Origin of the sequence: Luteimonas sp. MC1828, assembly GCF_016461615.1 — a bacterium.
In the GTDB taxonomy this organism is placed as follows: Bacteria; Pseudomonadota; Gammaproteobacteria; order Xanthomonadales; family Xanthomonadaceae; genus Luteimonas.
Genome location: NZ_JAEMNY010000001.1, coordinates 1,214,035 through 1,238,541 on the forward strand (window position 1 = coordinate 1,214,035; position 24,507 = coordinate 1,238,541).

The 24,507-nt window shown below is 69.1% G+C and carries 23 protein-coding genes; 11 read left to right on the forward strand and 12 right to left on the reverse strand.

Annotated elements, in window-relative coordinates:
- Positions 1–125: 125 nt before the first annotated feature.
- Together JHB91_RS05560 and JHB91_RS05565 are read left to right on the forward strand one after the other, a co-directional pair.
- A complete protein-coding gene (locus tag JHB91_RS05560) occupies positions 126–2,207 on the forward strand; it encodes a catalase (protein WP_343225083.1) in 2,082 nt (693 codons plus the stop codon).
- 2 nt (positions 2,208–2,209) lie between these two features.
- The gene (locus JHB91_RS05565; RefSeq protein WP_199472009.1) at positions 2,210–2,542 is read left to right on the forward strand and encodes a thioredoxin family protein; all 333 of its coding nucleotides are present in this window, start codon (positions 2,210–2,212) and stop codon (positions 2,540–2,542) included.
- Between the two features lie 30 nt (positions 2,543–2,572).
- On the opposite strand, the gene JHB91_RS05570 is transcribed toward JHB91_RS05565, so the two are convergent.
- A complete protein-coding gene (locus JHB91_RS05570; protein ID WP_199472010.1) occupies positions 2,573–3,079 on the reverse strand; it encodes a hypothetical protein in 507 nt (168 codons plus the stop codon).
- A 177-nt stretch (positions 3,080–3,256) separates the two neighbouring features.
- On the opposite strand from JHB91_RS05570, the gene JHB91_RS14095 reads away from it, so the two are divergent.
- Positions 3,257–5,116 carry an FUSC family protein gene (locus tag JHB91_RS14095; RefSeq protein WP_199472011.1) on the forward strand — a complete coding sequence of 620 codons (1,860 nt, stop codon included), beginning with the start codon at positions 3,257–3,259 and terminating at the stop codon, positions 5,114–5,116.
- A gap of 12 nt (positions 5,117–5,128) precedes the next feature.
- Here the strand turns inward: JHB91_RS14095 and JHB91_RS05580 are convergent, their stop codons facing one another.
- The 6 genes from JHB91_RS05580 to JHB91_RS05605 form a co-directional block, all read right to left on the reverse strand.
- Positions 5,129–5,683 (reverse strand): GIY-YIG nuclease family protein, encoded by a 555-nt coding sequence (locus JHB91_RS05580; protein ID WP_199472012.1) that lies wholly within the window; start codon positions 5,681–5,683, stop codon positions 5,129–5,131.
- Positions 5,683–6,252 (reverse strand): alpha-ketoglutarate-dependent dioxygenase AlkB, encoded by a 570-nt coding sequence (locus JHB91_RS05585; RefSeq protein ID WP_199472664.1) that lies wholly within the window; start codon positions 6,250–6,252, stop codon positions 5,683–5,685. Before JHB91_RS05585 ends, JHB91_RS05580 begins: the two co-directional genes overlap by 1 nt.
- A gap of 632 nt (positions 6,253–6,884) precedes the next feature.
- Positions 6,885–8,105: a beta-ketoacyl-ACP synthase I gene (gene fabB / locus JHB91_RS05590; RefSeq protein WP_199472013.1), complete on the reverse strand. Its 1,221-nt coding sequence runs from the start codon at positions 8,103–8,105 to the stop codon at positions 6,885–6,887.
- Complete coding sequence (gene fabA, locus JHB91_RS05595) at positions 8,105–8,620, reverse strand: 3-hydroxyacyl-[acyl-carrier-protein] dehydratase FabA (RefSeq protein ID WP_199375340.1); 516 nt, start codon at positions 8,618–8,620, stop codon at positions 8,105–8,107. The genes fabB and fabA overlap by 1 nt, the downstream gene beginning before the upstream one ends.
- Before the next feature lie 111 nt (positions 8,621–8,731).
- A complete protein-coding gene (locus JHB91_RS05600) occupies positions 8,732–10,822 on the reverse strand; it encodes a TonB-dependent copper receptor (RefSeq protein ID WP_233398520.1) in 2,091 nt (696 codons plus the stop codon).
- Positions 10,823–10,892: 70 nt separating this feature from the next.
- Positions 10,893–11,291: a DUF2946 family protein gene (locus tag JHB91_RS05605; protein WP_199472015.1), complete on the reverse strand. Its 399-nt coding sequence runs from the start codon at positions 11,289–11,291 to the stop codon at positions 10,893–10,895.
- A gap of 165 nt (positions 11,292–11,456) precedes the next feature.
- Here JHB91_RS05605 and JHB91_RS05610 point away from each other — a divergent pair, with 165 nt between their 5' ends.
- Positions 11,457–12,125, forward strand: a complete 669-nt coding sequence (locus JHB91_RS05610; protein ID WP_199472017.1) for a hypothetical protein — start codon at positions 11,457–11,459, stop codon at positions 12,123–12,125.
- A gap of 3 nt (positions 12,126–12,128) precedes the next feature.
- On the opposite strand, the gene JHB91_RS05615 is transcribed toward JHB91_RS05610, so the two are convergent.
- Positions 12,129–12,530: a host attachment family protein gene (locus JHB91_RS05615; protein WP_199472019.1), complete on the reverse strand. Its 402-nt coding sequence runs from the start codon at positions 12,528–12,530 to the stop codon at positions 12,129–12,131.
- A gap of 127 nt (positions 12,531–12,657) precedes the next feature.
- Here JHB91_RS05615 and JHB91_RS05620 point away from each other — a divergent pair, with 127 nt between their 5' ends.
- From JHB91_RS05620 to JHB91_RS05640, 5 genes are all read left to right on the forward strand, one after another.
- A complete protein-coding gene (locus JHB91_RS05620; RefSeq protein ID WP_199472021.1) occupies positions 12,658–13,809 on the forward strand; it encodes a PAS domain-containing sensor histidine kinase in 1,152 nt (383 codons plus the stop codon).
- The gene (locus JHB91_RS05625; RefSeq protein ID WP_199472023.1) at positions 13,809–14,171 is read left to right on the forward strand and encodes a response regulator; all 363 of its coding nucleotides are present in this window, start codon (positions 13,809–13,811) and stop codon (positions 14,169–14,171) included. Before JHB91_RS05620 ends, JHB91_RS05625 begins: the two co-directional genes overlap by 1 nt.
- Before the next feature lie 112 nt (positions 14,172–14,283).
- Positions 14,284–14,688, forward strand: a complete 405-nt coding sequence (locus JHB91_RS05630) for a hypothetical protein (RefSeq protein ID WP_199472025.1) — start codon at positions 14,284–14,286, stop codon at positions 14,686–14,688.
- The gene (locus tag JHB91_RS05635; protein WP_199472027.1) at positions 14,685–16,166 is read left to right on the forward strand and encodes an ATPase domain-containing protein; all 1,482 of its coding nucleotides are present in this window, start codon (positions 14,685–14,687) and stop codon (positions 16,164–16,166) included. The genes JHB91_RS05630 and JHB91_RS05635 overlap by 4 nt, the downstream gene beginning before the upstream one ends.
- 25 nt (positions 16,167–16,191) lie before the next feature.
- Positions 16,192–17,838, forward strand: coding sequence for a diguanylate cyclase (locus tag JHB91_RS05640; protein ID WP_199472029.1), 1,647 nt, complete (start codon positions 16,192–16,194; stop codon positions 17,836–17,838).
- Here JHB91_RS05640 and JHB91_RS05645 read toward each other — a convergent pair.
- Together JHB91_RS05645 and JHB91_RS05650 are read right to left on the reverse strand one after the other, a co-directional pair.
- Positions 17,828–19,519 carry an ATP-binding protein gene (locus tag JHB91_RS05645; RefSeq protein WP_199472031.1) on the reverse strand — a complete coding sequence of 564 codons (1,692 nt, stop codon included), beginning with the start codon at positions 19,517–19,519 and terminating at the stop codon, positions 17,828–17,830. The two genes, JHB91_RS05640 and JHB91_RS05645, sit on opposite strands and share 11 nt — an antisense overlap.
- The gene (locus JHB91_RS05650) at positions 19,506–21,023 is read right to left on the reverse strand and encodes an ATPase domain-containing protein (protein WP_199472032.1); all 1,518 of its coding nucleotides are present in this window, start codon (positions 21,021–21,023) and stop codon (positions 19,506–19,508) included. Before JHB91_RS05650 ends, JHB91_RS05645 begins: the two co-directional genes overlap by 14 nt.
- 223 nt (positions 21,024–21,246) lie before the next feature.
- On the opposite strand from JHB91_RS05650, the gene JHB91_RS05655 reads away from it, so the two are divergent.
- Together JHB91_RS05655 and JHB91_RS05660 are read left to right on the forward strand one after the other, a co-directional pair.
- Positions 21,247–21,753 carry a M48 family metallopeptidase gene (locus JHB91_RS05655; RefSeq protein ID WP_199472033.1) on the forward strand — a complete coding sequence of 169 codons (507 nt, stop codon included), beginning with the start codon at positions 21,247–21,249 and terminating at the stop codon, positions 21,751–21,753.
- A 34-nt stretch (positions 21,754–21,787) separates the two neighbouring features.
- The gene (locus JHB91_RS05660) at positions 21,788–22,915 is read left to right on the forward strand and encodes a sensor histidine kinase (RefSeq protein WP_199472034.1); all 1,128 of its coding nucleotides are present in this window, start codon (positions 21,788–21,790) and stop codon (positions 22,913–22,915) included.
- 87 nt (positions 22,916–23,002) lie between these two features.
- On the opposite strand, the gene JHB91_RS05665 is transcribed toward JHB91_RS05660, so the two are convergent.
- Positions 23,003–23,500 carry a hypothetical protein gene (locus JHB91_RS05665; RefSeq protein ID WP_199472035.1) on the reverse strand — a complete coding sequence of 166 codons (498 nt, stop codon included), beginning with the start codon at positions 23,498–23,500 and terminating at the stop codon, positions 23,003–23,005.
- 140 nt (positions 23,501–23,640) lie between these two features.
- Entirely contained in the window at positions 23,641–24,504 is an 864-nt protein-coding gene (gene ygiD / locus JHB91_RS05670) for a 4,5-DOPA dioxygenase extradiol (protein ID WP_199472036.1), read from the reverse strand.
- Positions 24,505–24,507 lie beyond the last annotated feature (3 nt).

Sequence of the window (24,507 nt, forward strand, 5' to 3'; positions counted from 1 at the left end):
AGGATGGCGCTCCACCCCCGCCCCCGGAACGCCCCATGGCCAGACCCAAAACGCCGACCGCCACGCCGCCCGGCAAGCAGCCCCCGACCGCGCCCAAGGCACCGGACCCCAAGCCCGCCGGCAGCATCGGCCGCCGCGCCGGCGCGGATCCCGATGCCGACGCCCCGCGCGGCCATGGCGACGAGCTCCAGCAGCAAGCGGGCGGCGAGCACCCGCAGCTCACCACCAACCAGGGCCTGGTGGTCGCCGACAACCAGAATTCGCTGCGCGCGACGCCGAAGGGCCCGACGCTGCTGGAAGACTTCATCCTGCGCGAGAAGATCACCCACTTCGACCACGAGCGCATTCCGGAACGCATCGTGCACGCGCGCGGCTCCGCCGCCCACGGCTACTTCGAGCTCACGAAATCGCTGGCGCAGTACTCCCGGGCAAAGCTGTTCACCGAGGTCGGCACGCGCACGCCGGTGTTTACCCGCTTCTCCACCGTGGCCGGCGGCGCCGGCTCGGTCGACACGCCGCGCGACGTGCGCGGCTTCGCGGTGAAGTTTTACACATCGGAAGGCAACTTCGACCTGGTGGGCAACAACATCCCGGTGTTCTTCATCCAGGACGCGATGAAGTTCCCCGACGTGGTGCACTCGGTGAAGATGGAGCCCGACCGCGCTTTCCCGCAGGCGGCCAGCGCGCACGACACGTTCTGGGACTTCATCTCGCTCACGCCCGAATCGATGCACATGATCATGTGGGCGATGAGCGACCGCACCATCCCGCGCTCGCTGCGCACCATCGAAGGCTTCGGCGTGCACAGCTTCCGCCTGCTCGACGAGGCCGGCAACAGCACGTTCGTGAAGTTCCACTGGCGGCCGAAGCTCGGCATCCAGTCGACGGTGTGGGACGAGGCGCTGAAACTGCAGGCCGCGGACAACGACTACCACCGCCGCGACCTGTTCGAAAACATCACCGCCGGCAACTATCCCGAATGGGAGTTTGGCGTGCAGCTGTTCACCGAAGCCGAAGCCGAGGCGTTCCCGTTCGATCACCTCGACCCCACCAAGATCATCCCCGAGGCCCTCGTGCCGGTGCAGATCGTCGGTCGCATGGTGCTCGACCGCTGGCCGGACAACTTCTTCGCCGAGACCGAACAGGTGGCGTTCTGCCCGACCAACATCGTGCCCGGCATCGACTTCAGCAACGACCCGCTGCTGCAGGGCCGGCTGTTCTCCTACCTCGACACGCAGCTGATCCGCCTTGGCGGGCCGAACTTCCACCAGATCCCCATCAACCAGCCCAAGTGCCCGTTCGCCAACCACCAGCGCGATGGCCACATGCAGATGCAGGTGCACAAGGGCCGCGTGAACTACGAGCCCAGCTCGCTGCAGGACGACAGCCCGCGCGCCGATGCGCAGGCCGGGTTCCGCAGCCACGCCACGCCGCCCGATGACGGCGTAAAGGGCCGCATCCGCGCGGAAAGTTTCGCCGACCACTACACCCAGCCGCGGATGTTCTTCCGCAGCCTCGAGGCGCCGGAGCAGGCGCACCTGGCGTCGGCGCTGGTGTTCGAACTGTCCAAGGTGGAAACGCCGAAGGTGCGCGAGCGCACCGTCGGGCATCTGCGCCACATCGATGAATCGCTGGCGCAGCGCGTCGCCGATGGCCTGGGACTCGACACCCTTCCGCCCGCGCCCGACGCGGCGGTACCACCCCGCGACATGCCACCGGCGCCTGAGGTGCGCATCATCGGCCGCATGAAGGACACCCTGCAGGGGCGCTGCGTCGGCATCCTCATCGACGACGGCAGCGATGCCGCGGCGCTGAAGGCCCTGCGCAAGGCCGCCGAATCCGCCGGCGCGACGGTCAAGATCGTCGCACCCAAGCTCGGCGGCGCGGTGCTCTCGGACGGCAGGAAGCAGCCGGCCGATGGCCAGCTTGCCGGCACGCCCTCGCAGGTGTTCGACGCGGTCGCGGTGCTGCTGGCGGAGGCTGCCGGCAAGAAGCTCGCCAGGGAGTCGGCCGCGGTCGACTTCGTCGCCAACGCCTGGGTGCATCTGAAAGCCATCGCGTCCGACGCCGGCGCCGCGCCACTGCTGAAGGCCGGCAACGTCGGCAAGGATCCCGGCATCGTGGACGCCGCCGACAGCAAGGGGTTCGTCACTGCCGCCAGCACGCGGCAGTGGGCGCGCGAGCCGAAAGTGCGGACGCTGGCCTGACCGTGGCCTACGTCGGCAGCTACGCGCCCGAGGCGAAAACCCGCGACGAGGTCGACGCGCTTGCTGGCGTGACGGTCCTCGAGTTCGGCACCGACTGGTGCGGCTTCTGCAAGGGCGCGCAGCCGGCGATCGAAGCCGCGCTGGCTGCGCATCCGGACCTGCGCCACATCAAGGTCGAGGACGGCAGCGGACGCCCCCTCGGCCGCTCCTTCCGCATCAAGCTGTGGCCGACGCTGGTGCTGCTGCGCGACGGCGAGGAAGTCGCCCGCGTGGTGCGGCCATCGACCCGGGCGGAGGTGGACCGCGCACTCGAACTGCTCGACCCGCCGGCCTGACGCCGGCGCCCCGCAGGCCGGCGGCCCTGCTCAGGCGCTGCGGATATGCGCGACCTGCGGCTGCAGCATGATCCTGGCGCCCTTGAAATACAGCATGCGCAACTGCCTGCCGCGCGGCGACCAGCCGATGAAGTGCGCGGCGGGCTCCTGCTCGTACATGTCCTGGTAGCGCACGCTCATCGCGTCGTTCTGCAGTTCGATCATCACGCCCACCGATTCCGGCTGCGGCAGCGACGCGTTGTACGCCTCCAGAGTCTCCCGCGCGCGCACCAGGAACGGCATGGTCTGCTTCATGCCGCGGTGCGAGGCCGCGAAGAACTGCCGGTACAGGTAGGTCGGCTGCCCGAACGACGGCACGATGCCCAGCACCGCGGTGCCCACGCTCCAGATCTGGCCGTCTTCGTCGCGGCCGACCAGCACCGCCTGCGTGGCGCGCTCGGCCGCCTTGGTTGGATCCGGGATGGCGTTGTTGCGCGCCCAGAACGCGATCAGCTCCGATGCCAGCGCCGGCGTGACCTGCTTCCAGACCGGAATCATTTCCAGCGCCATTACGACCGGCCCCGCTGTGGTGATGCCTGTTTCATCGCGTCCACTCCCTGCGTTGGTTGGTCCCGATCATGGCGCATGCCGTCGCCGCGCCGCAATCCGACCGCGCGGTGCCGGCATGGCTGCGCCGACGCCTAGAATGTCCCGTCACCCGGGAACCCGAGGCCCGTGCCCCCGTCCATCCTTGCCAGCCTGCTACGCGGCCTGTTCGAAGTCCGCCCGATGCCGCCGGACCGCCTGCGCTTTTCGCTGCGCGCGGCCGGGTGCATGGGCACGCCGATCCTGGTCGGCTGGCTGGCCGGCGACACCTCCGCGGGCCTGATGGCCTCGATCGGCGGATTCACGGCGCTGTACGGGAGCGGTCGCGCCTACCTGCACCGGGCCGCGCAGCTGGCGTCGATCGCCCTCGCCTTCGCGCTGGCCACGTGCCTCGGCCTCTGGGCGGCACCGGACATCGCTCCCGTTGTGGCGGTGGTGGCGCTGGTGGCGATGGCGGCCACCTGGATCGGCAACGCGCTGCGCATCGGCCCGCCCGGTGCCTACATGTTCGTGCTGGCCTGCGCCGCGGGGAGCGCCATGCCTGCCGGACACCTCACGCCGTTGGACGCCGGACTGCTGGTGGGCGCAGGCGGGCTGTTCGCCTGGGTGGTTCACATGTCCGGCGCGCTGTTCGGCTTCCGCGGGCCGGAGCGCAAGGCGGTGGCCGCGGCAGGCAAGGCGGTCTCCGTGTACGTGGCCAGCATCGGCACGCCGGGCGAATCCGCGGCGCGGCAGCAGGCCGCCTTCGTGCTGCAGAACGCATGGTCGGTGCTGGTCGACCAGCAGCCCGGACAGGCCCGCGGCAGCGCCACGCTCGGGCGGCTGCGCACCGTCAACCGCGGCCTGCACCTGTGCTTTGCCGAAGCGATGGGCGCCGCCAGCCGCGGGCAGGCGCCGAGCGCCGACCTGCTGGTGCGCACCACCGCGCTGAAAGGCGCCATCGCACGGCTGGAGACGGTGGATGCGACCGCACACGATGCCGTGCCGCTCGGCCATCCAGGCGCCTGGTCGCGCTTGCGCGAGGCGCTTGTGCTCGGCTCGGACGCGCAGCGCATCGTGCTGCGCGTCGGCGTGGCCGCGGTGTTCGCCGGCTCGCTGGGCGCATGGTTCCACTTCGAGCGTGCGTACTGGGCGGTGGCGGCGGCGGTATTGATGCTGCACCAGGGGTTCGACTGGCTGCGCATGCTGCAGCGCAGCCTTGAGCGCCTGCTGGGAACCTGGATCGGCCTGCTGCTCGCCGGCGCCCTGCTCTGGCTGCACCCGCAGGGGCTGTGGCTGGTGCTGGCGGTGATGGCGCTGCAGTTCACCATCGAGATGGTGGTGATGCGCAATTACGCGCTGGCGGTGGTGTTCATCACCGCGGGGGCGCTCACCATTGCCAGCGGCGGGCGCCCCGTCGATGCCCTCGGCAGCTACCTGCTGGCACGCGGCCTGGACACCCTGGCCGGCTGCGCGGTCGCGCTGGCGGTGTTCCGCCTGCTGCCGCCGCAGGCGGCGACCGCCGCCATCCCCGAGCGCATCGCCGCCGCACTGCGTGCAGTCGACGCGCTGGTCCCCATCCTCGCCAGTGGTGAGGTCACCACGCTTGCCGCCCGCCACGCGCGCGACCAGGTGCTGCAGGCGAGTTTCGCCGTGGTACGCGCGCACCAGCAGGGACTGGCCAGCTCGCGCCGCCAGCGGCGCGCCGCCGACGAGGCATGGCCCACGGTGGCCGCGACCGAGCGCCTCTGCTACCGCGCGCTGTCGGCGTGCTGGGCGCTGGAGCGGCTGGGCGGCCAGACCGCCGGCGAAACTGCCGCCGCGATGTTCGCCGGTGGCGGTGCATCGCGGCTGCGCGCCACGCTCGACACACTTGCGGCTGCGGCGATCGCAGGCCACGCGCCGCAAGGACTCCCCCCGCTGCCGCATGTGCTGGAAGCCGAGGTGCAGGGCGTCCGGGAGTGCATGGCCCGGCAAGCCGCGCCGCCCGCGGCAGACCCGGCGAGTTGACGGCGCGCGACGTCAGCCGCGCCGGTACCAGCGCTCGACCTGCGCCGGCAGCAATGGCGTGACATCGATGCCGAGCTCCGAGTAGGCATCCAGCACGTCGCGGACGTGTGCCTGCGCCGGCGTGGATCGGGCGACGCCTTCGAGTTCATCCACCGTGAGCTGTGCCTCGGCCCAGTCGTGCAGCTGGTCGCTGCGCGCCAGCAGAGCCTCGCGCAGCCACGGCCGAAGCGCATGCACCGTGTACCCGTCGATTCCGAGCGCGGCCACCGCCGCATCAAGCTGCGCGCCCGCGCCGCGATACCACTCGGTGTGGCCTCCGGCCTCATGCCGCGCGGTCAGCGGCGCCGGGGCGTTGTGCTCGACGAGGCGCCGGCGCAACGCCAGCTCGAGGTCACGCGCGTCGCGGACGGTCTCGGTCTCCACCAGCCAGCCGCGATTCAGGTCGAAGAACTCGAACCAGCGGCGATGCAACTGGCGCAGCCTGGCCAGGGGATCGCGCGAAAATCCGAGCTTGCACTGGTCCTCCCAGTGGCAGGGAAACACATACAGATGGCAGCGGCCGGCCATCAGCGCGGGCGAACGCGGAACACCACGCTTATGCGCGCGCCCACCGGGCGCACCGTCTTGGGGATGCCGTGCTCATGGGTCACCTGCGAGGCGTGGCTCATCGCCAGCAGGCTGCCGTGGTCGAGCTCCACGGTCAGCCCTTCGCGCCGGCCCGCCTTGGCGCGGATGCGCATGCGCCGCGGGTCGCCCAGGGACACCAGGGCAATCGGGTGCCCGGGCACCAGGGTGTGCAGCTTGTCGTTGTGCATGGCCACGCTGTCGTGGCCGTCGCGATACAGGTTGAGGCCCACGCCGGTGTAGGGCGCCGGCACTTCGGCCTGCACGCGCGCGAGGATCTCCGCGAGCGGCAGTGCCGGCGGCAAGGCGTCGGTGCGGTAGGACGCAAGCAGCCGCGGCACGTCGACCACGCGGTCGTACATCGGGCGGCGTTCGCTGTGCCAGTCGGCATCGCGCCGCAGCGCTTCGAACCAGGCATCGGCGACATCCGGGGCCACGAAGTCCGGCCAGTACCGGATGCCGCCTTCGGCGTCGTCGATGAGCACCTGCGGCGGGGAGGCGAACAATCCCATCCCGCCGAGCATGCCAACCCCGTGTCTCACCCCGTGTGACGCTTGCACTGAACGTTCAGGGCAGCGCCGTCGGCTGGCTGGGCTGGCGGTTCGGTTCGCAAGAGCAGGGCCGAGGGCTGGCTGGCTGGCTGGCTGGCTGGTTGGCTGGCTGGCTGGCTGGCTGGCTGGCTGGCTGGCTGGCTGGCTGGCTGGCTGGCTGGCGGATTGGTGGGTACTCCGTGGGCGACCCCCTTTTTGATCGCTGGGTGTTTCCTCGGGACTTTGGTCGCAGCGAGGGTCTTTATGCCCACTGCGCACCCACCAACCCGCCATGGCGCGCTTCTCGCGGCCGCGGGAAAAAGCACAGCCGCTCTGCCCCGGCATGCGTCAGCCGCGAGAAAGACTCGATCTTCGCGACGCTTTCCCTCAAGCCGCAGCGCCGGTGGCAGCGGAGGGTGTACGGGTACGCAGCCGGCCTCAAGGGCCCGCGCTGCGAACCCGCCGCGCAGTACCCGCCAACCTCCCAACCCGCCACAACCCATGCAGCGGGGACCAGCCGGCGGAGTACCCGTACACCCTCCGGACCCGCCAACCAAGAGAAGGCCCGGAGTACCCGTACACCCTCCGCCAAGACCAACCAGGAGAAGGCCCGGTCAGACGGCCCGGAACACCAGGGTCGCGTTGGTGCCACCAAAGCCGAAGCTGTTGGACATCACCGTGCGCAACGGTGCATCGCGGGTTTCGCGGACGATCGGATAGCCCTCGGCGCGCGGATCCAGCGACGTGATGTTGGCCGAAGCCGCCACGAAGCCACCCTGCAACATCAGCAGGCTGTAGATCGCCTCGTGCACGCTGGCCGCGCCGAGCGAATGCCCCGTCAGCGCCTTCGTCGACGACAGCGGCGGAACCGCATCGCCGAACGCGGCGCGCACCGCCTCGAGTTCCACGATGTCGCCCAACGGCGTCGACGTACCGTGCGTGTTGAGGTAGTCGATGGAACCCACGCCCTGCCCGTCCAGGCCGGCCATCGCCATGCGCATGCAGCGCGCAGCGCCCTCGCCATTCGGCGCCACCATGTCGGCACCGTCGGAGGTCACGCCATAGCCGACCAGCTCCGCATGGATCCGCGCACCACGCGCCACCGCATGCTCGTAATCCTCGAGCACCAGCATGCCCGCGCCGGAACCGATGACGAAACCGTCGCGCGCCTCGTCGTACGGACGCGATGCCTGCTCCGGCGCCTCGTTGTGGTGCGTGGACAGCGCGCCCATGGCATCGAACTGGCTGGTCATGCCCCAGTGCAGCTCCTCGCCGCCGCCGGCGAAGACCACGTCCTGCACACCGTGGCGGATCATGTCGGCCGCCGCACCGATGCAGTGCGCGGAGGTCGCGCACGCCGCGGACAGCGAATAGCTCACGCCGCGGATGCCGAACGCCGTGGCCAGGTTGGCCGACACCGTCGAGCACATCGTGCGCGGCACCATGTACGGACCGATCTTGCGCACGCCCTTGTTGCGCAGCAGGTCGCCGGTTTCGATCTGCCACTGCGGCGAACCGCCGCCGGAGCCCGCGATCAGGCCCGTGCGCGGATCGCGCACCGCCTCGTCCGACAGGCCGGCATCGGCGATCGCATCGCGCATGGCCACGTACGAATACGCAGCCGCGTCGCCCATGAAGCGCCGCAGCTTGCGGTCGATTTCGGCTTCAAGGTCGATCGTGCAGGTGCCGGCGACATGGCTGCGCAGGCCGAACTCGACCTGCTCCGGCACCACGTGCAGGCCGCTGCGGCCCTCGCGCAGCGCGGACGCCACTGTCGCCGTGTCGTTGCCGAGCGGCGACACGATGCCCATTCCGGTAACAACCACGCGTTTCATCAGAAGCCCTCCACGGACTGGAACAGGCCGACGCGCAGTCCGTCGGCCTCATAGATCAGGCGGTCGTCGACATAGGTGCGGCCATCCGCGATGACCAGCGCCAGGCGGCCACGCATGACGCGCTTCACGTCGATCTCGTAGCGCACCACCTTGGCGGTGGGCAGCACTTGGCCGGTGAACTTCACCCCGCCGACGCCGAGCGCGCGGCCGCGACCGGGCTCGCCGAGCCACGGCAGGTAGAAGCCGGCCAGCTGCCACATGGCGTCCAGGCCCAGGCAGCCGGGCATCACCGGGTCGCCTTCGAAATGGCAGGCGAAGAACCAGAGGTCGGGGCTGATGTCGAGCTCCGCGACGATCTGGCCCTTGCCGAAGCCACCACCGGTGTCACTGATGTGCGTGATGCGATCGAACATCAGCATCGGCGGCGAGGGGAGGCGCGCATTGCCGGGGCCGAACATTTCACCGCGGGCGCATTCGAGCAACTGGGATTTATCGAGTGAAGCAGGCCGTGACATGGACTGGACCGTGTGGGGAAACCATGTAGTTTGCCTTACTGCACGGATGTCTCGCTGACTGCGGTCAAGAAAACTCCGTCCGCTTGCGTATGGAAAATTCGAAATCGCCCCCTAGTAGCGGTAGTCCACGCGCACCCACGCGGTGCGCCCCGGCTCGTTGATGCGCACCGGATCCGCCGGGTAGCCGAAGTCCGCGTTGCCGGCGAGGTTCAGGTGCTCGCTGAAGGCGCGGTCGAAGGCATTGTCCACGCCGGCAGTGAGCTGCAGGCTGGCACTGAAGCGGTACCCGGCATTGAGCGCGAGCGTGGCGAAGCCGCTGCTGGCGTCGAAGTCCTGGCCGACCACGTTGCCGTAACCCGGTGCCACGCGGTCCTGGCCGTCGACCGCGCGCAGCAGCGCGCCGGCCGACCACGCGCCGTTGTCCCAGGCCACGCTGGCGCGCGCCTCCAGCGGCGGCATCTGCGGCAGCGGACGGCCGCTGTCGCGGTCCTCGCCGCGCGCATGGGCGAGGCTGCCGCCGAACGTCCAGTCCGCGAGCGGCCGATACTCCACGCCCAGCTCCGCGCCCCGGATGTCGACCGTGATGTTGGACACCCGGCTCATGCCGTCGTGCATGCCGCCGCTGAGGTAGCGGAACTGGATGAAGTCGTCGACGCGCCCGGCATAGGCCGACACCCAGGCGTGCAGCACCTTGCCGCGGTACTGCAGGCCGGCGTCGAGCTGCGTGGTCTTCTCCGTGTCCACGCCGGCAAAGGCGTTGGCTGCGCCCATCGGCCCCATGTCCGCGGAGAACAGCTCCCAGTAGTCGGGCATGCGTCCGGTATGGCCCAGCCCGGCGAACCACGTCACCGGCGCGTCCGCCACGTCGTGCTCGAAGCGCAGGAATCCCGCCTTCAGCGCCTCGCTGCGGGTCTGTCCCGCAGTCGGGTTGGGCATCGCCATGCCGCCGTGCCCGCCGGACACCGTGGCGCGTTCGTCGGTGGCTTCGGAGCGGTCGATGCGCGCGCCTGCCACCCAGCGGCTGCGATCGCCCTGGAACAGCGTGCCTTCGGCAAACGCGCCCAGCCCTTCGAAGCGCGCGTCCGTCATCCACGGCCGCGCGGCGTACGCGCCCCGCCCCATCGCGCTGCGTCGGCGGTGGCGGCTGTCCTGCAGGTCCATGCCGGTGACCAGTTCGAAGCTGTCGCCGCGCCAGGTCGCCGCCACGCGACCGCCTTCGGTGCGGCGCTCCACGTTGGACGCCATCGCCATCGGCATCGGGCCATCCGGACTGGGCTCGCGCAGGCTGTAGTTGTCCATCACATGGTCGGCACTGTTGTGGAATGCGGTCGCCTCGAGCTTCGCGAGTCGTTCGCCGATGTCGGCCTTCTCGAAGCGCAGGTTGTAGTTGTTGCGCCTGAAGCTGGCGCCATCCATGCCGCGCGTCGCGTAGCGCGCCTGGCCGTCGCCCGTGCCCACGCCGAGCTCGAACAGCGTGTCCTCGTCCGGCGTCCACCCGAACGCGACGTCGGTGTTCCATTTCCTCCAGGCCGAGCCGACCGTGCGCCCGTCGCCATCGCGGTAGTCGCCCGACTCGGAGCGGTTGGCGGTCAGCCGCGCATAGCCGGGGCGCGCACCGTACAGGGCATCCAGCACCTGGTCGTTGCGTCCGAAGCTGCCGCCCAGCGCGCTGGCGGAGACCTTGAACGCAGGATCGGTGAAGTGCTCGCGGTCGCGCTCGAAACGCACCGTGCCCGCCGACGCGCCCGGCCCCCACAGCACCGTCTGCGGTCCCTTGGTGACCACCAGCCGGTCGTAGGTGTCGGGCGCGATGTACGACATGGCGTTGTCCATGCGCGACGGGCACGCACCGTGCATGGCGCCGTCGTTGGTCAGGAGGTTCAGGCGCGAGCCGAACATGCCGCGCAGCACCGGGTCGCCGTTGCTGCCGCCGTTGCGCACTGCGGTGAAGCCGGGAATCGTCTTGAGGTAATCGGCGCCGTCGCTGGCCGGGATCGGCTGGCGCGGGATGCCGGGATCGGTTTCATAAGTCAGCGCGGACACCGGCGCCGCGGCGGTGACGACGACGGCATCGAAGTCGACCGTGCGCGGCGTATCCGCCGACTGGTCGGGACTTGCAAGGATCGCGGGGCTCGCCAGCGCGGCGGCGATGGCCACGAACAGGCAGCAGGGACGGATCATCGGGCAACAGGGGATCGTCATGGCAGGATTCCATGGAAACAGGAGGCTTCAGATGCGCGGCGCGGCGTGCACCGGCGCGCGGGGGCGACGATCAGCCGTGGAGCGGCGGGCCGCGCGAGCCGAGTCCGTTGGGATGCAGCCAGCGCAACCGGAACGTGCTGCGCGGCCGTGCAGGCTCGGCTGGCACGACGGCTGCCGCAGACGGGCCTGCATGCGACAGGGCTGCAATCGATGCCAGCAGCGTGCAGTAGTGGCAGTCCTGGTTGTCGGCTGCCGGGAGCGCGGGCGCCCCGCCCCGGTCGCCTCGCGCGCGGTGCTGCGCGCCTCCGGCGTGGGGATGTGCATCGTGTGCGGGGTACTCCGCGGCGTGGCCTGCTCCGCCGTTTGCCGCTGCCTGCACCAGGCGTCCCGTCGTGGGCACGAGCAGCAACAACAGCGCTGCCGCCAGTCCGAACCGGGCCATCCAGCGCTGCACTGCACGACGCTTCATGATGATGATGATTATCCGCGGCACGCCACCGGCAACCCTGACCCAGGTCAAGGGCATTCATCCCGATCCGCAAGTTCGCGGCGCAAGGTGCGCGGAGCACCCGTTGCATGAAGGGGTCATCGCCCAGTCACACCACATGCGACGGCGCCGCCGACAATAGGCGCCATGCAACCGATGATCGAACTCCACCCCCAGGCCGATGCACTCAGCGGGCTCGGCCTTCCCGCCATCCCCTATCCGGTCGCGCTGCCTGCGTTCCAGGCGGCGGTGGCCAACGATGGCGCGCTGCCGCTGGCCGACATGCTGCACGGCCTGCAGCGGCTCGCGGCCGGTGCCAAGGCCAACCACGAACGCCTTGAACCCGCGATGGCGCGGCTGGCCGAACTGCTCGCAGTGGACGACGGTGGTGGCGTGGGCTTCGCCGCAGGCGACCACTGGTGGCTCGAGTTGGGACCGGTGGACCTGGATGGCCCGATCATCACCCTCCAGCGCAACGGATCCCTGCTCGCCGCACTTGCGCCGTGCAGCGACGGCAGGCTGCGCGTTGCCGCCTATCGCCCGCTCGATGCGCGCGCAGCCGGGCTGCTGCTGGCCCTCGCCAGTGGCAACGGCTGGCAGCGCGCACTGGATGCAGCGGCCGGCGTGGGTGAGCACTTCCCCGGCATCGAAGGCGCGGCGTACATCGCGTACTGGGAAGCTGGTATCGGCATCGGACCGGACGGAAGTGCGCTGCCCGAATGGCGCGCGCAGCGCACGCTCTCCGTTCGCCGCGCCGCGCACGTCGTCGCCGAACTCGACACCTGCGACGCCTTCCGGCTGCACACCCCTCGCTGAGCCTTACGGCGCCTTCAGCGCGCGCTCGATGTCTGCAAGCGGGGAGTTGGTGAGTGTCTTGCCGATCTCGGCGATGAGGCGCTGCTGCACCTCCTTGTGGAGAAGCGGGCGGATGCGCCCGAGCGTCGCGGGATCGGCGATCAGCACGAGATGCTCGTACTGCTGCTTCAACGCGCCCTCGTTGAGGGCCAGCGCCAGCTGTTTGGTGAACGTGGCCTCGTCGACCTGGCTGGCGGTGGACTCGTGCGGCATGCTGCCCGACGGGCCGTCATCGTCCATGTTCATCAGCTCCAGCATCTCGAATTGATGCAGGGCTGGCGCGCGTTCATCGCCACGGTTGAGGAATACACGCGCGCCTGCGCCGTCGGCGACGACAACCAGGGTGTCTGTGGGGACCAGGGTCATGTGGGGCTCCGTTGAAGGGGTAGCCCCACCTTCCGTCAACGTCGATCAACACCGCGTGACCCGGCCATCGTGGTGTGACGGGGCGTTAACGCCGGGAATACTAGTGTGCGCGTCCAGAGGGGAATCCATGCCGCCCAACCACAATCCAGCGCCGCCGGTGGACCTCGCGGACGAGCCGCGCCAGTTCGCTTTGCTGGTCAACTCGGTCACCGACTACGCCATCTACATGCTCGACGCGAACGGATACGTGCGGACGTGGAACCCGGGTGGCATCCGCATCAAGGGATACCAGCCCGAACAGGTCATCGGCACGCACTTCAGCAGGTTCTACACCGACGAGGAAGCCGGTGCCGGCGTTCCGCTACGCAACCTCCAGACCGCGGCCGCCGAAGGGCGCTTTTCCGCCGAAGGATGGCGGGTGCGCCAGGACGGCACGCGCTTCCTTGCCAGCGTGGTCATCGACCCGATCTGGAATGGCAGCGAGCTGATCGGCTTTGCCAAGATCACCCGCGACATCACCGAGCGTTTTGAATCCGAACAGCGCCTGCAAGCCGCGCAGGTGGCGCTGATGGAGTCGCAGAAGCTCGAGGCCATCGGCCTGCTGACGCTGGGCCTGGCCCACGACTTCAACAACCTGCTCACGGTGGTCGTCAACAGCCTCGATGTCATCGGCGGCCGCACCCAGGACCCGAGGATCACGCGCCTGCTGGAAACAGCCATGCGCGCCTCGGACCGTGGCGTGCTGCTGACCAGGCAGCTGCTGACGTTCGGACGCGGCCAGGTGCTGATTGCCGAGGCGCTCGACCTCAATGCGCTCATCGTCGCGAACCGGGAACTGCTGGGCAGGGCGGCCACCGACCTGATGCAGCTCACCCTCGACCTGGCACCCGCGCTGCCGATGGTGGAGATCGACCGCAGCCAGTTCGAGGCGGCGATCCTCAACCTCGTGAGCAACAGCCGCGACGCCATGGCCCACGGCGGCCACATCCGCCTGTCCACCTCGCTCAAGCGCGCGCACCTGCCCGCGGAAGCGCCTCAGCAGGAGCGGCTTTTCGTGTGTACGGAGGTCGCCGACAATGGCTGCGGCATCGCCACCGAACACCAGGCGCGCGTGTTCGAGCCGTTCTTCACCACCAAGGACGTGGGTCGCGGCAGCGGCCTGGGCTTGAGCCAGGTGTTCGGCTTCGCGTCGCAATCCGGTGGCTTCACCGAATTGCACAGCCTGCCCGACGGCGGCACAACCGTCTCCATCTACCTTCCCGTTTGCGAGAACCCTTGATGCCCTCTTCCCGCGTCTTGCTCGTCGAAGATGAAGACGACCTGCGCTTCCTCATCTGCGATGCACTCTCCGACCTCGGCTACGACGTCACCACGGCGTCCAACGGCAAGGAGGCGATCGCCGAGCTGAACGGCGAAGCGCGCTTTGACCACGTGATCACCGACGTGAGCATGCCGCACGGCATCTCGGGCATCGAGGTGGCCGCGGAAGCCGCCAAGGTGCAACCCCTCGCCAACCTCGTGCTTGTGTCGGGCTACCAGCGATCGCAGCTGCCGCAGATACCTGAAGGCACGCGCTTCCTGCCCAAGCCGTATCGCATCCATCAGCTCATCAGCGTGCTGGAGGAAGCCAATCCCAAGTGACATGCGGGACCCGCGTATCCACGCGATCAGCGACCACCTGCGCGAAAGCGTACGATGCAACAATCCGCATGCGCGGGACTCCGGGCGGCAGATGCAACCCAAAGTGCACCAGGTGGACAGCGTCCTGCGCCGCATCGCGGCCGAGGGCAGCGGCATGGACGCCATTGCGGCACGCACGGAGGCCCTGTGGACCGACGTGGCGCGCGCGCTCGTCCCCATCATCGGCCAGCGCGGCATGTCCGCGCTGTACGAACGAGCACTGCACCTCGCTGCACGGCAGCACCAGTGGCTCGCGCAGGCACTTGGCCTGGACGGCGAGCCGGCGGTCTTCTCCTCGCTGGCCCGCGTCGCCTCCGAACACTCCGTGGACGACGCGATCGCGGCGATCACCACCCTCTTTGAAACCTTCGACCGCCTGCTGGTCACCTTGATTGGCGCATCGCTCACCGGGCGCTTGCTGCAGCCGATCTGGGACGTCCCGTCCGCCGGCCCCACCCGACAGGACACTGCCCAATGAACACCCAGAACGCGACCATCCGACGCTTGGCCACCGGTGTCAAAGGCCTTGACGACGTCCTCGGGGGTGGCATCCCGGAATTCTCGTTCAACCTCATCGCCGGGTCGCCGGGCGCGGGCAAGACAACCCTCGCGCACCAGATGATGTTCGCGATGGCGACGCCGGAGCGGCCGGCGCTGTATTTCACCGTGCTCGGCGAGCCAGCGCTGAAGATGCTGCGCTACCAGCAGCAGTTCGACTTCTTCGATGCGGAGCGGATCAACTCGTCGATCCGCTTCGTCAACCTGGCCGACGACACCGCCAACGGCGATCTGGACAAGGTGCTTGCGCGCATTGTCGACGAGGTACGCACCCACGCGCCCGGCTTCGTGTTCGTGGATTCGTTCCGCTCGGTGATCCTTGCAAGCCAGGGCAATGGCGACACCTTCCTGACGCTGCAGGAATTCATCCAGCAGCTGGGGATCCTGCTGACCAGCTGGGAGGCCACGACGTTCCTGCTGGGCGAATACTTCAGCGACAACGACCCCAACCCGATCTTCACCGTGGCCGATGGCCTGATCTGGCTGCGCCAGAGCGCGGAGCGCAACTCGGTGGTGCGCAAGCTCGAAATCGTGAAGATGCGCGGGCAGCCGACGTTGCCCGGGCTGCATACGTTCCGCATCACGCAGGCGGGGCTGCAAGTGTTTCCACCGCCACGGCTCGCGCCCATTACGCTCGACAGCACGGTTCCAGCCCTGCAGGAACGCCTCAGCGTGGGCGTGCCCGGCCTGGACGACATGCTGGGCGGCGGACTGCCGCGCGGGTATTCGCTGCTGGTCGCCGGGCCCTCGGGCTCGGGCAAGAGCATCCTCGCCGCGGCGTTCCTGGCCGAGGGCGCACGCCAGGGCGAGACCGGCGTGATCGCGGCGTTCGAGCAGCGCTCCCGGCAGTCGCGCGGTGCGGTGATCTCGGCCCTGATCGGGGACGGCCGTGTCGGCGTCGTCGACTCCCGCGCCACCACGCTGTCGGTGGACGAGATCGCCATGCTGCTGATTGACGAAGTGCAGCGGCTGAAGGCGACGCGCGTGGTCATCGATTCGCTGTCGGGCTTCGAGCTCGCGCTCGCCCCGACCTTCCGCGAAGACTTCCGCGAGTCGCTCGCGCGACTGGTATCGGCGCTCGCGGATACCGGCGCCACGGTGCTGATGACCTCCGAACTCGAGGACCGCTACAACCAGCTCAGCTTCAGTCCCTATGGCACGGCGTTCCTCACCGACGCGATCATCGTGCAGCGCTACATCGAAGTGGACAGCCGCCTGGAGCGCGTGCTCGCCGTGGTCAAGGTCCGCGGCAGCGCGCACTCGCACGACCTGCGCCTGTTCGACATCGACGAACACGGCCTGCAGCTGGGTCCACGCCTGGCCGGCTACGAGGGCCTGCTGGGTGGTCGCCCGACGCGGGCAATCGAGGCCGCGCCGGTGGGCGTGCCGCGGGGATGAACGCGCCGCGGCCGGCGGGTTGCAGATGACCGGCCCGGGTTCCACTGCGCGCGGTGTTGCGGCGGCGACGAAGTCGCTGGCGACGCTGGAGGCGCACGCCGCACTGCTGCGCGCGGAGGTCGCCGGACTGGAGGCGGTGCTCGCCACCTTGCGCGACCGCGTGCCGCTGCACAACGACAGCGACCTGCTCGAAGCCAACGGGCAACTGGTGCTCGCGGCACTGCGGGCGCAACTGGTTGCCGAAGCGGCGGAACGCCACCGTGACGAGGCGGCCCGCGCCGGCCAGCGGGACCCGCTGACCGATCTCCCCAACCGGGCCTCGATGCGCGATCGGCTGCCCATTGCGCTGGCATCGGCGCAGCGGCGGCGCACGCACCTCGCGGTGCTGTTCATCGACATCGACCGTTTCAAGCAGATCAACGACACCTACGGCCACTCGGTTGGCGACGGCGTTCTGCAGTGCGTGGCACGGCGGCTGGAGGCGAGCGTCCGCGAGACCGACACCGTGGGGCGCCATGGCGGCGAGGAATTCCTGGTGCTGCTCGACGACCTGGCGTCGACGGACGACGTGCCGCGCATCGTGGAAACCCTGCTGGATGTGCTGGCAGAGCCGGAGTCGATCGCGGGCCACGTGGTCGAGCTGTCCGCGAGTATCGGGGTGGCCTTCTACCCCGACGATGCCACCGACCCGGCCGCCCTGATCGCATGTGCCGATGCGGCGATGTATCGCGCCAAGCGCCACGGGCCGGGCGGCTACGAGTTCTGCCACGACGTCGATCGCGACGCCGATGGTGCGCCGATCGTCCACGTGGGAGCTGCCAGCCCCCCCGCTGAACGGCGACTCCCCGGCCACGCCGGCACGCGCGCGCGGCACGAGGCGCTGCAGGAAGCCAACGGCCTGCTGGTCGCGTCCGCCCTGCTTGCACAGGCGCAGCAGACGCTCGCGGTCGACGCGCACGCGCGCGCGCTCGGCTCGATGGCGACGGCCGCGCATGAACTGCGCAACCCGCTCACCCCGATCAGGCTTGCGGCGGGCATGCTCGGCAGCGCCCGCGACGACCTGGTGCGGTTCACCCGGCTCCGCGACATCATCGAAGCCGAGGTCGTCCACATCGCCCGGCTGGTCGACGATCTCGTCGACGGCTCGCGGGTGGTCAGCGGAAAACTCCGCCTCGAGTGCGCGGACACCGACCTGGCCTCGGTGCTCGAGACAGCGCTGTTGACTTGCCGTCCGACGATCGAGTCACGGCAGCAGCAGCTGCTGGTCGACCTGCCGCCCGGTGATGCCATGCCGCTGCACGCCGACCGTACCCGCCTTGTCCAGGTGTTCACCAACCTGCTCGACAATGCGTCGAAGTACACGCAGGAGGGCGGCCGCATCAGCCTGGCCGCGGCGCGGTCTCCCGGCGCGCTCACGGTCAGCGTGCACGACACCGGCATGGGCATACCCCCCGGCGCACTGCCTCACATCTTCGACATCTTCGTGCAGGACCCTGTCGCGGCCGCGCTTCGCCCCGGAGGCCTCGGCATCGGTTTGGCCATCGTGCGCGAACTGGTCGAATCCCACGGCGGCACGGTGGAGGCCAGCAGCGGCGGCAATGGTCTCGGAAGCACGTTCGTGGTCACATTGCCCCCCGGCGATGAACCCGCCCGCGAGACCGCTAACGCGTGAACCGCGCATCGGCGGCACGCGTCCCCACCTGTCCTTGCACCGCGATGCGCAGCTCCTCGATGGCGTAGGGCTTGCGCAACACCGGGATGTCCAGTGCCTGCGCCTCACCGCCGGCGGATCCCGAAAATCCGCTGGTCAGCAAGACCGGCAACCCGGGCCTGCGACGCCGGATTTCCCGCGCCAGCTCGATCCCGTCGGTGCCACCGGGCATCATGATGTCCGAGAACACCAGGTCGATCCTGCGCCTGTCGGCGAGCGCGCCCAGCGCCGCCTTCGCGCTCAGCGCGTGCACCACGTCGTAGCCGATGACGCGCAGCATCTCCTCCACGAGTGTGGCCACCTCGGCATCGTCCTCCACCAGCAGCACGCACTGGTCGTGCGCCGACGCGGGCGAATCCACCGCCGGCACGCTCGCGCCGTTCGCCGTCACGGCCTGCCGTGACCGCGGCAGCAGCAGCGTGATCGCGGTGCCCTGCCCGACCACCGAGTCGATGACGACCCGCCCACCGGACTGCTTGGCGACGCCATAGACCTGCGCAAGCCCGAGCCCGGATCCCTTGCCGACGTCCTTGGTGGTGAAGAACGGCTCGAACACGCGCGCCTTGACCGCCTCCGTCATGCCGGTGCCGGTGTCGCGCACGACCAGGCGGACCAGTTCCGTCGCATGGGCGGTGTCGTGTTCGACCACGTTCTCGCCGGTGATGGTGATCCGGCCGCTGCCGTCCATCGCATCGCGCGCATTGACGGCGAGGTTGAGGATGGCCAGCTCGAATTCCCCGGCATCGACGAACACCGGCCACAGGTCCGCGGCCAATTGCACGTCCACGTCGACATCGCCGCGCAGGCTGCGATCGAGCAGCTCGCGCATGTCGCCGATCAGCTTCGCCAGGTCGATCGTCTCCGGCCGCAACGCATGGCTGCGCGAGAACGTCAGCAGCTGCCGCGTCAGCGCCGCGCCACGCTCGGAGGCTTGGCGCATTGCGCCCATGAACCGCTGCCGGCGCACCGGATGCTGCTGCCGCTCCAGCATGTCCAGGCCTGCCGTGATGACCATCAGCAGGTTGTTGAAATCGTGCGCCACGCCACCGGTCAGCTGGCCCAGCGCCTCCATCTTCTGCGCATGCCGCAGCGAGTCCTCGACGCGCGCGCGCTCGGCCATTTCCCCGCGCAACCGGGCGTTGACGTCGCGCAGTTCCGATGTCCGGTCCTGCACCTGCTCTTCGAGGGTCGCAGCGGCCGCCTCGCGCGCCTCCAGCAGTGCGCGGATCTCCAGCTGCCGCTTGCGCGCGCGCAGCGCCGCCTGCACCACGCTCACCAGGGTGAGGGGCTGCACCGGCCGCTCGATCAGCGCGACATTGCCGAGCCGCTCGATCTGCTGCTGCCGCCAGGCCGACACTTTGGGATGGTCGCGTTGGCTGGTGAGCATCACGAACGGCAGGTCGGACCATGGCGGCTGGCGGCGGATCCAGTCCGACAGCGCATCGAGCGGCTGCCCGATCAGGCCTTCCTCGGCCACGAACACCGCGGCGGCGGTGTCGAGGCCGGCAACGAACATCGCGTACTCCGGGCAGGTGCGAGTGGTGATGCCCGCGCGATGCAGCAGGTCGCATGCGACGGCCGCGTCGCGCCCCGTGGGGGCGAAGACCAGGACCGGATGCGCCGCGGCTTCAGTCCGCGGCACAGGCGTCACCAGGCAGCAGCGGGGCACTGCCGCCGGTATAGGTCGGCATTCCGGAGAGGACGCCGCTGAACTCCTTCAGCGGCGGCCCCACCACCACGCCCCGCGTGCCCAGCTGGAACTCGCGGATCGTGTGTTCGTGGAAACCGCTGCGCTTCTTCACCACCGACACCGCACGCCGCACCACCCCGGCATGCTCGAAGTACCGCAGCATCACCACCGCATCGCTCAGGTAGCTGATGTCCAGCGGCGCCTCGACCGGCCCGACCATGCCGTGCTGGGCGAGGACCAGGATGGTCACCACGCCCTGCTGGGCGAGGTAGGTGAGCAGTTCGTGCATCTGCAGGATCAGAAAGCGCCCGTCCGGCATCGCGTTGAGATAGCCATTGAGGCTGTCGATCACCACCATCCGCGCGCCGTCGCACTCGACGCGCCTGCGCACGATGGCCGCGAACTCACCGGGCGACATCTCCGCGGGATCGATCTGCTGGAACAGGACCAGACCGGTGTCGATCGCCGACGCCAGGTCCAGGCCCAGCGCCCTGGAGCGCGCTTCGATGGTGCCGCGCCCCTCGTCGAACGCGAAGATCGCGCTGCGCTCGCCGCGCTGCGCCGCGGTGATGGCGTAGGTCAGCGCCAGCGAAGACTTGCCCACGCCCGCGGCGCCGATCAGCAGGGCGTTGGTGCCGCGTTCCAGCCCGCCGCCCAGCAACTTGTCCAGTTCACCGTTGCCGCTGGGGGTGAAATCACCCGAGAACTCGGACTGGTGGTCGGACGCGACCAGCCGTGGATAAACCTCGATGCCGCCCCTGACGATCTTGATGTCGTGGAAGCCGCCGCGGAACTCGATGCCGCGCATCTTGATCACGCGCAGCCGCCGTCTCTCGGCGCCGTAATCGATGGCCAACTGCTCCAGCAGCACCACGCCGTGCGAGATCGAATGCAGCTGCAGGTCGTTCTGCTGCGATGTCATGTCGTCCAGCAGCACCACCGTGCAGTTGCGGTTGGCGAAGAACTGCTTCAGCGCCAGCACCTGGCGGCGGTAGCGCAGCGAACTCTGCGCCAGCAGGCGCAGTTCCGACAGGCTGTCGACGACCACCCGGCTGGGGTTGACGGCACTCACCTGCTCGAGGATCAGCCGCGTGGTCTCGCCCAGCTCAATCTCTGCCGGTTGCAGCAGTGTGATCTCCTGGCTCTGGTCGAGCATCGTCTCGGACGGCACCAGCTCCACGATCTCGACGCCCGTGAGGTCCCATCCGTGGCGTCGCGCCACCAGCTGCAGTTCGCGCTCGGTTTCCGACAGGGTGATGTAGAGCACGCGCTCGCCGCGCCGCGCGCCGTCGAGCAGGAACTCCAGCGCCAACGTGGTCTTGCCCGCACCGGGGCGGCCTTCGTAGAGGTACATCCGGTCGGCGTCGAGCCCGCCGCCAAGGATGTCGTCTAGGCCGGCGTTGCCGGTGGAAACGCGCGCGTCATTGCAGTCGGTGGGAACTTCTGGGTTTGGCATCGGACTGGGCCCCGGGGAGTGCGGATTCCGTTGTGCGCCAGACTATGAACAGGCGTGCGTGAAAGCCGCATCGACCGCGGGAACGTCGGCATGCGCGGGTTCAGCGTTGTCCACCCGACGTGAGTCAGCGGCATCCTGCGCCGTTCGGCATGCGTGACCAGGTCTTCGTTCAGCCCATACTGGCCCTCGTTTCGACCGTCCTTCTGCAGCCCGCCTCCCCTCCATGCAACCGCTCAAATACCTCGCCGGCTACCCCCAGCACCTGCAAACCCAGGTGCGCGAGCTCATCGACCAGGACCGGCTCGGCGCACTGCTCGCCGGCAAATATCCCGAGCCGCACACCGTGCGCAGCGACGGCCAGCTCTACGACTACGTGCAGGCCCTCAAGGACCGCCATCTGCGCAAGTCGGCGCCACTGGACAAGGTGCTCTATGACAACCGGCTGCAGGTGCTGAAGCAGGCGCTAGGCACGCACACCACCATTTCCCGGGTGCAGGGCAGCCGGCTCAAGGCAAGCCGCGAGATCCGCATCGCCAGCGTGTTCCGCGATGCGCCCGCGGCGTTCCTGCGCGTGATCGTGGTCCATGAACTGGCGCACGTGAAAGAGTCGGACCACGGCAAGGCCTTCTACCAGCTGTGCATGCACATGGAGCCGGACTACCACCAGCTCGAGTTCGACATGCGTCTCTACCTCACCCACCTGGGGTCGCTACGCGTGGCAAGGGCGTAGGATGCGTTCGGGGATCACGAAACGGACACACGGCATGCAGAGCGGGCTGGCGGACTTCATCGAACAACGCGTCGAAACGATCGTCGAGCAGGCCATCACCTTCGCCAGATCGATCGACGTGGACACGCCACTCGACGACGTCACGTTGCGCGACCACCTCCCCGAGATCATCCAGGCCATCGTCAGCGACCTGCGTACGGCGCAGACGCGCGCCGAGGAAATCGCCAAGTCCGAAGGCCATGTGCCGATGTCGGCAGGCCACTCGAAGTCGGCGGCCGCCACCCACGCGCTGCATCGTGCGCACAGTGGTTTCAGCATATCGAGCCTGGTGGCCGAGTACCGCGCCATGCGCGCATCGGTGTTGCGGGCGTGGGCGGACGACGCCAGCCAGCCACCCGGGGCCGCGCGCGAGATCACCCGCTTCAACGAGGCGATCGACGAGGCGATTGCCGAGTCGGTCAGCCATTACGCCGACGAAGTGGAGCGCTGGCGCAACATCTTCCTGGGCGTGCTGGGCCACGACCTGCGCAGCCCGCTCACGGCCATCATGCTGACCTCGGAACACATCGCGCGGATGGCGATCGATGCCCCGCTTGCCAAGGCCGCGCAGCGGCTGATCCGCAGCGGCGAGAGCATGAACCAGCTGTTGGACAAGCTGCTGGTCTACAACCGTTCGCAGTTCGGGATCGGCTTCGAGATCACGAAGGAAGACATCGACCTCGCGCAGGCATGCCGCGACGAGATCGAGCAGCTGCGGGCCGCGATGCCGGCAACGCGCATCCGCTTCGATGGGCCGGACGCCATGCGCGGCATGTTCGACGCCGGCAGCATCCGCGAGGCCTTGGCCAACCTGGTGGTCAACGCCCGCAAGTACGGCGCGGAGGATGCGGAGATCCGCGTGGTACTCCGCGAGGATGGCGCCAACGCCGCGCTGGCCGTCGCCAATACGGGCGACCCGATCCCGCGCGAGACGCTCGACCTGATGTTCGAGCCGCTGCGGCGCGGCGGCGTGTCCGGCGGCGAACTGGAGCAGGCAAGCCTGGGGCTCGGGCTGTTCATCGTGAGCCAGATCGTGAAAGCCCATGCCGGCGTCATCCGCGCGGAATCCGTGGATGGAACCACCACCTTCAACCTGCAGCTGCCGCGCGGCATGCCGCAGTAGCCCGCGACAGGCCGCCGCACATAGAGAGGCCCCGCAAGCGGGGCCTCGTGGTTGCTGCGGATCGGCTGGTCCAGCCGACGCCGTGGTTCAGCGGCCGTCGCCGTCCGCGTCGCCCGGGAGGGCGCGCTCGACGCGATGCCAGGCGGCGCGCGTGGCGTGCTTGGCGTCGTTCCACTCCAGGCGCGAGTTGCCCTTGGCCTGCTCGTACTCCGAACGCAGGTCGTTCTCGACCTGATCGAAGCTCTGCCCGGCATAGCGCGAGCGCGCTTCATAGCCGGTGCGATAGGCAGGCTGGTAATCCTCGTAGCCGTACTGCTTGTTGTTGTACGGCTCGCTGGAATAGTTCTCGCGCCAGTAGGCGTCTTCGACGGTGGGGTTCACCGCTTCGCCCGCGGCCTTGCCGCCGAGGCCGCCGGCCACAGCGCCCACCGCGGCGCCCACCACGGTGCCGATGGGGCCCGCGACGGAACCGACGGCTGCGCCGGCCACACCGCCGGCTGCCGCGCCCAAGCCAGTACCGACCGGATGCGCACCGGGGGTGCCGCTGATCGGGTCACGGTTGGCATCGTGCTTTTCGTTGCTCATGTCTCGCTCCTTTGGGGGGGTCGGCCTGTTGCCGATCGCCAACATGCGCGGCACTGCGTGATGCGTGCGTGTTGCAGCACGGATGAACGCGCGTCGCAGCTGTACGGTTCATGGATGTGGAGAACGCGTGCAGTGCAGCGCTACAGGTTGGACTCGTCCGGCGGCGTGTCCACGGCGAGCGGAGCCGCACCCGCGGTGATTGCACTGTCAGGCGGACACGTCGCGCCTACCGTGTACGAGGTCATCGACAGCGATCCGTACGCGGGGCCTTCGACCAGCACATCCGCGCCCTTGCCCGCTGCCGCGCCGATGCCGGCGAGATACAGCAGCGGCAGGAAGTGTTCCGCGGTGGGTGCCGAAGCCGCGTAGTCCGCATGTTCGATGAGCGCAGCGGCATCACCCGGGCGCTCGGCCAGCAGCTGCATGGCGTCGGTGTCGAATCGCTGGTTCCAGTCAAACCCCGAGTCAGGTTGTTTCCAGTCGATCGCGCGCAGGTTGTGCACCACGTTGCCGCTGCCCACCACCAGGATGCCGCTGGCGCGCAGCGCCGCCAGCTTCGCGCCGAGCGCGACATGGAACTCCGCCGGCTTCTGCGCATTGATCGACAGCTGCACCACCGGAATGTCGGCATCGGGAAACGCGTGCACCAGTACCGACCAGGTGCCGTGGTCCAGGCCCCAGCCGTCGTGGTCGGCGCCGACGTAATCGGGATGCGCCACATCGGCGACCTCTTCGGCAAGCTCCGGCAGCCCCGGCGCCGGGTATTGCACGTCGAACAGCGCCTGCGGGAAACCGAAGAAATCGTGGATCGTGCGCGGCCGCGGCATCGCCGTCACCGCGGTGGCGTTGACGTACCAGTGCGCCGACACCACCAGGATCGCGCGCGGCCTTGGCACCGATGCGCCGAATGCGCGCCAGGCTTCGGTGAACCGGTTGCGCTCGAGCGCGTTCATCGGACTGCCGTGGCCGAGGAAGGCGGCGGGCATCAGGGGCGCTGCGGACATGGC